At 57.3% G+C, this 5,987-nt stretch carries 6 protein-coding genes; all 6 read left to right on the top strand.

The features are described 5' to 3' along the window. Positions 1-342 (top strand): hypothetical protein (locus K1Y02_24670; protein MBX7259576.1); only part of this gene is annotated, 342 nt, incomplete at its 5' end. A gap of 318 nt (positions 343-660) precedes the next feature. After that, positions 661-1,653 carry an ABC transporter substrate-binding protein gene (locus K1Y02_24665; protein MBX7259575.1) on the top strand — a complete coding sequence of 331 codons (993 nt, stop codon included), beginning with the start codon at positions 661-663 and terminating at the stop codon, positions 1,651-1,653. Next, positions 1,650-2,039, top strand: coding sequence for an SET domain-containing protein-lysine N-methyltransferase (locus tag K1Y02_24660; GenBank protein ID MBX7259574.1), 390 nt, complete (start codon positions 1,650-1,652; stop codon positions 2,037-2,039). The genes K1Y02_24665 and K1Y02_24660 overlap by 4 nt, the downstream gene beginning before the upstream one ends. 9 nt (positions 2,040-2,048) lie before the next feature. After that, positions 2,049-2,894, top strand: coding sequence for an ABC transporter permease (locus tag K1Y02_24655; GenBank protein MBX7259573.1), 846 nt, complete (start codon positions 2,049-2,051; stop codon positions 2,892-2,894). Then, the gene (locus K1Y02_24650) at positions 2,869-3,606 is read left to right on the top strand and encodes an ATP-binding cassette domain-containing protein (GenBank protein ID MBX7259572.1); all 738 of its coding nucleotides are present in this window, start codon (positions 2,869-2,871) and stop codon (positions 3,604-3,606) included. The genes K1Y02_24655 and K1Y02_24650 overlap by 26 nt, the downstream gene beginning before the upstream one ends. Continuing rightward, positions 3,603-5,651 (top strand): hypothetical protein, encoded by a 2,049-nt coding sequence (locus tag K1Y02_24645; protein ID MBX7259571.1) that lies wholly within the window; start codon positions 3,603-3,605, stop codon positions 5,649-5,651. Before K1Y02_24650 ends, K1Y02_24645 begins: the two co-directional genes overlap by 4 nt. Positions 5,652-5,987 lie beyond the last annotated feature (336 nt).

The raw sequence follows: 5,987 nt of genomic DNA, 5'->3' as shown, positions 1-5,987 counted from the left end.
CGCCCGGCAGGCGGCTCTCGCCGCTTGCCTTCGTCCGACGAGCATCCCCAAGGAGTGTCTCCGGTGCCCGGTGCGGTGCCGCACTCAAGCGCCGCCGCGGATTTGCAGCTCTGCCGAAAGGACACGAAGTGTGGCGGCGAGATGCGCATCATCGCCTTCCTCACAGAGGCGTCGGCCGTGCGCGAGATCCTCGCGTACGTGGGCGAGCCGACATCACCGCCGCGCATCTCCCCGGCCCGCGGCCCGCCCCTGTGGGAGATGTCCGATGCCGAGCAGGAGCAGTTCGATCCTCAAGCCCAGCCGGCGCCGGACTACGAATTCGATCAGCGCATCGCCTGGTAAAGGCAGTACGAAGACGGTCCAATCGGGCTCGTCGGGGACCGCTTGCGCCATGGGTCGCCGCGGCGGCCTCGGCGGCCACCGCGGCCACCGCGGCGACCCATGCTCCTACTCGCGCTGCGATTCCGGCGAGGTTTGCAGGCTCCGTCGGCACGCATTTTCCGAATCACGACTGCTGTCAGGGCCTGGAACACTTGCGGAAGTGGCGTTGGATCTCCTATCCTTTACGTTGGATTTCCTATCTTTGAGAAGGCAACGGATTCGGGTGCAGTGAAGATTTGATTGTGGTGGCTGATAATGCAGACAAAAGTGAGGTGCAGAATGAAGGCGAAGCGGGTAGTTCTTGGTGTTGTTGTTGCGTTGGTCATGGCGGTGGCGATTCTTTGGCTGAATCGACAGACTGCGGGCTCCGTGCATGTTGGCATCATAGAACCCATGGTGCATGTTGCGATCTCGGACATAACGAGAGGCATCGAGGAAGGCTTGAAAGCCGAAAGCGATGCAATGTTCGAGGTGTCGGTTAGGAACGCAAACGGAGATGCGGCCACCATCCCGCAGCTCATAGCCCAGTTCAAGGATACGGGCATACAGATATTTGTGCCGATTTTTACGGGAACCTCGCAGGCGACGAAGAAGTCCGTCGGCGACAAACCCATAGTGTTTGCGGCGGTCACTGACCCTGTTGCGGCCGACCTCGTGAGCAACCCCAAAGCGCCGGAAGGCAGTATTACGGGGGTGAGTGACCTATGGCCCATTGGTTCGCAGTTCGATCTGATCCGGCAGATACTGCCGGGAACTTCCCGGATGGGGATCCTTTTCGATCCGAACGACCCGAGTTCTGCGGCGACGATGCCCTTGATCCGCGATCACGCCAGGGCAAAGGGCATTGAACTCGTCGAGAAGCCGGTGCACTCGGCCGCCGAGGTGGCCATGGCGCTACCGCTTTTCAAAGGGCAGGTTGACTGCCTATTTACGGCAAACGATGTGACTATAACGAAGTCCTTCCCTGCTCTGGTTGCGTTTGCCATTGAGAATAAACTCCCGCTGTTTGCCGGCGACTACTCGTCCGTACAACGTGGTGCCATTGCGGCCCTCGGGCAGAACTACTACAACGTCGGTCGCGACGCGGCGAAACTGATCGCCGCTATCGCCCGTGGCGAGAAGGTTGTGAGTCTGCCGGTGAAATACACTCAGGGTGGGGACCTGCACGTCAACTTGGCGGCGGCCGAAAGGATGGGCGTGAAGATCCCAGATGCGGTTCGCACGGCAGCAAAGCAGACGTATGACAGCATTAGCGAAGGAGATGGCAAATGAGCGTTGTGGCAGGCAAGGTGCAACACTATCCGCTTGCTGCGCGTTCGTCGCGAATCCACGGCAAGGGCATGTTTGCGCGGAAGGCAATACCCAGCAACACCGTCATCTACGAATCCGACGACTACACAACAACCGTGTATGCCGTCTATGGAAGCCTCCAGCGGACGGCTACGGAGCATCTTCTGGAGGACCTCCTGCGTTGGGAGAACCATTCTTGCGTCCCGAACACGACCTTGCGATTTGACGGGACAACGGTTCAACTCCTATCAATCCGTCCAATCCGGGTCGGGGAGGAAATCGTCTGCGACTACCGTACGACAGAGGATTCTATTCCGACTCCGTTTAGATGCAACTGCGGGCACTGTGGTGGGATCATGGTCCGATAGCGAAGCAATATGTACCAACTGCTTTCCATAGTTGAGTTGACCTGTATTTTGTCCTTCGTGGCTTTCGCGGCGATCCTCACTTTCAGGTTTGCTGGATTTCCCGACCTGTCCGTTGATGGAGTCTTTGCGTTTGGCGCAGTCGTATTCGCGAGACTGTTTCTCGCAGGTTGGAGTATCCCGCTCGCTCTTGTGGGTGCCGTGGCCGCAGGAATGCTGATTGGTGCGGTTACCGCGACCATTGCCAGCCGGTTGAGGATCAATCCACTTCTTGCCAGCGTCCTGATTCTCACGATCCTGTACTCGCTGAACTTGCGCGTTCTGGGCCGGGCCAACCTGCCGGTCTACGGCGTAATGGAGTCTGCATTTGCCGTACCGCATGCTCGCATCGCCATCTTGCTTGTGCTGGCTGGTTGCGCGTGGCTGGCTGTATTCGTCTTCTTCAAGACCGAACTCGGTACTGCCCTCCGCTCGACCGGCAGCTCCCCGGAGTATCTAACCGCCATCGCCCGAAACCCCGCGCGGTACCGGCTCCTGCTTGTGGCCCTGGCAGGTGGTTCGGTTGCCGCCGCCGGAGCGCTGCTTGCCCTGAAGTTCGGCTTTGCCGATGTCTCGCTGGGAACAGGAACCATCATCATTGGTATTGCGTCCCTGATCATCGGCGAAAAGATATGCGGGCGCAATTCCCTCCTTGCGCAGCTTCTTGCCGCTCCAGTCGGGATGGTATTTTACCAACTTTCGGTGGGATTGGCCTACTCGATAGGAGTATCGTCAACAGATGTGAAGCTTGGCACGGGATTGATTACCATAACCCTTCTTGCTTTGAGTAGAGATGAACGACACAAACTACTTGATTAAGGTCGAGAACCTGACCAAAGAGTTTGACCGCCCGGCCGACGTCCCGCTGAGGGTCTTGGACGATGTGTCGCTGACGATATCCCCGGGCGACACGATTGCCTTAATGGGGCCAAACGGCTGCGGCAAGACTACCCTGTTACGGATCATAGCCGGCGAACTCAGCCCCACATCCGGAAAGGTCTTCCTTGACGGCAGGAACGCCACCAACGCGCCACCCCACACTCGGGCGCGTCTCATCGGTCGTGTCCATCAGGAAAGCTACAAGTCGCTCGCCTCGGAACTGACCGTGGAGGAAACGCTGGCATTGGCCACCCGCCGCAACGCCCGATTGTCGCTGGGCTTGCCTAGTACTCAGCACGTTCTGGAATCCGTGCGTAGCTTTTCGGAGAAAGCTGCGGCTTTCGTCGAACCACGTAAGGAGTTGGTGACCCGAACGCTCTCTGGAGGCCAACGCCAACTTCTGGCTATCATCACCGCCATCCTCGGAGGGCCAAGCATACTCTTGCTCGATGAACATCAAGCGTCACTTGATGAGGAACTGAAGTCCATCTCTGATGAACTCACTCGGTCTTTCGTTTCTGGGAGAGTGGCTGCGGCAATCGTAGCGACCCACAATCGCGAGTGGGTAAAGCGCCAGTGCAACACCGTCTTTTCGTTCAATGGCGGCACCCTGAACGTTCAACCGACAGCGCAGGAGGGATATTCCCCGTGAGCGGAACTCGCTATGATCTCGTCTTCTTCACTGCGCTTTGGGAGGAGCGCTACTTCCTAGTTCGCTATCTTCTTGGAAATGTCGACTTGTGTTCTGGGGCAGAGCCTCGACACTTGCCAAGAGATCCGTTGTTCCCAGACGATGATGCGTTGGGTATGATGGAGCGTGACGGTCTGCGTATTGGTGTTGTTACAACTGAGGCAATGGGCGGCGTGCGTTCGGCTGTCAAAATCACACAGATTTGCGAGCAGTTGCTTCCACGGCGCATCGTAGTTGTCGGATTGTGCGGTGCTTACCGTCCGGAAAAGAACCCACCGCTGCAGTTGGGGTCGGTCTGTGTTGCCGACGGCCATGAGTATCACTCGTTTGGCAAGATTAGTGGCCCGTCCAAGATATTTCAGATGCGTGAACTTCCAGCGTTGACTGCCGATGAGCGGGCAACCGCACTGAAGCAATGGTTTCCATCCCACGGCTGGGTTCGTACGGCTTTGGAGTGGCAGGGCAAAAGTGTGCGGAATGATTGGCTCAAGTGGACGGGTAAGGCGGATGACGAAGACTACAAGGGACAAAAGACGGTGTCTCGTCCTGTCGCAAAGCAAGCGACATTTGTCAGTGGGGAAGTCGTATTGACCAGCCGAGTTTATGCAGCAGAGGTGATCCAAACGAAGAACCTTGGGAAGCGGCCTGTAGTCTTCGATATGGAAGCATACTCGATCGCGCATGTGTGTAAGGAATATGAGATTCCATGCCTGACGGTGAAAGGAGTTTCTGATTATGCCGATGACCCGTCTGACTACAGAGTCCTACCTCTGGCCGATAACCAGCCCGAACCACCCGCGGTCACGTCTAACCATATCGGGGCACCGGTATCTCTCCGCCCAACGTCCGTTCCTAAACCAGATGTGCAAGATAGTCCGCGACGTGAGGGAAAGGCCGACAAGTACCGGAATGCCGCGCTCGCGGCAGCTACCGCATTCGCTGTGGAGTACGCATTTAGATCTGGGTTCCTTAAAGCAAGGAAAGAACCGCAGAAGCCACACGGCAATGACATTGATGCCTGTCTGTGGCCGAAGGCACGGGTTGTCTGTCCTCACAATCACGTTGCATCCGGTCTGAGAGAATGCACCCGTCCTGGCAGTGGATTTGTTGTGGACCCGCGACGCATTTCCTGGCTCAGTCGGATATTTGACGACGTTCCGCCCCAGGACTATTCAGAGGGGCTGGCGGCTCTTCCTTCTATCGCCCAAGAGGGTGGTTCTCTTACTGCCTTCTTCCCCTATTCCTCAAGGGCACTTGTTGACCTACTGGCCCACGAGGTGCCGAAAACACAGGACCGTGACAAGGCACTAATCACGGATGACGAGTTAGGGCAACTGCGGCACTTGTTGGCACAACCTACCGTTCCACCGGATCAACAAGGACAATCCAGGCTCCGCGATCTGATCCGTAAATGTGCTCTTGCGGCGAGGGAACTCAGTCTTTTTAAGCACTTCGCTGCTTGGGACGCAAAGAGCGCGGAGTTTGCTACACAGCCGAATGCGTGCAGAACACCTGCTGCGTCTCGACCACGATTGTGTCGGATCATTGTTTTCGACAACCCTGGGGCGATCAGTCGATTTGGAGACTGCGTCTTCGACGGTATCTATCCTCAACTGCTGGGTGTGAACGTCAAGACATTCGGACTATCGGCAACTGTTGTGCGTGATGCTAAGGCTGCCATAGCTGATGTAGTGTTCATCGAGCGACCTGACGGTCCGTATGTTGCGACAACAGACTCCGGTCGGGGTGGTTGTTGTTACGGGAATACGCCAACATCGGCGAACTTGGTGGCGGTACGTTTCTTTCTGGACGCCAAAACGCTAATCTTCACAGGTGTCGCTTGCAGTGAACTGCGGAGTCGCACAGCGCACAAGGAGCACAACATGCGCGAAGTGACGGCGGAGTCGCTCGTAGCATTGCATGATCTCTGGCGATTTGGGTATACGGATGAGAAGAAGTTCGTTCCTCTCGATCTCGAATTGCCGCTCAAGAAAACAATGGCTTAACTTTGAGAGAATGGTTGCCTCATGTCAAGATACAGCGAACCCGAGTATTGCGTGAATGGATAGGAGATTCAACGCCACATCCGGAAGTCTTCCAGGCTCTGACGGGCGGTGAGAGGAGTCTCGCTGCGGAGAAAGTGCGCCGACGAAGCCTGTAAACCTCGCCGGAGTCGCAGCACGATGATGGCCCAGGGTCGGCGCGGTGGCCGATGCGGCCACCGCGGCCACCCAGGGCGCAAGCGGGTTCTTGCCGAGGCGGATCGGATCGTCCTCGCGCGGCGTTTACCAGGCGATGCGCTGATCGAATTCGTAGCGCGGTGCCGGTTGGGCTTGCGGGTC

The sequence above is a fragment of the Candidatus Hydrogenedentota bacterium genome, assembly GCA_019695095.1.
Lineage (GTDB): Bacteria > Hydrogenedentota > Hydrogenedentia > Hydrogenedentales > SLHB01 > JAIBAQ01.
This window is presented reverse-complemented; position numbering and strand designations above follow the sequence as displayed.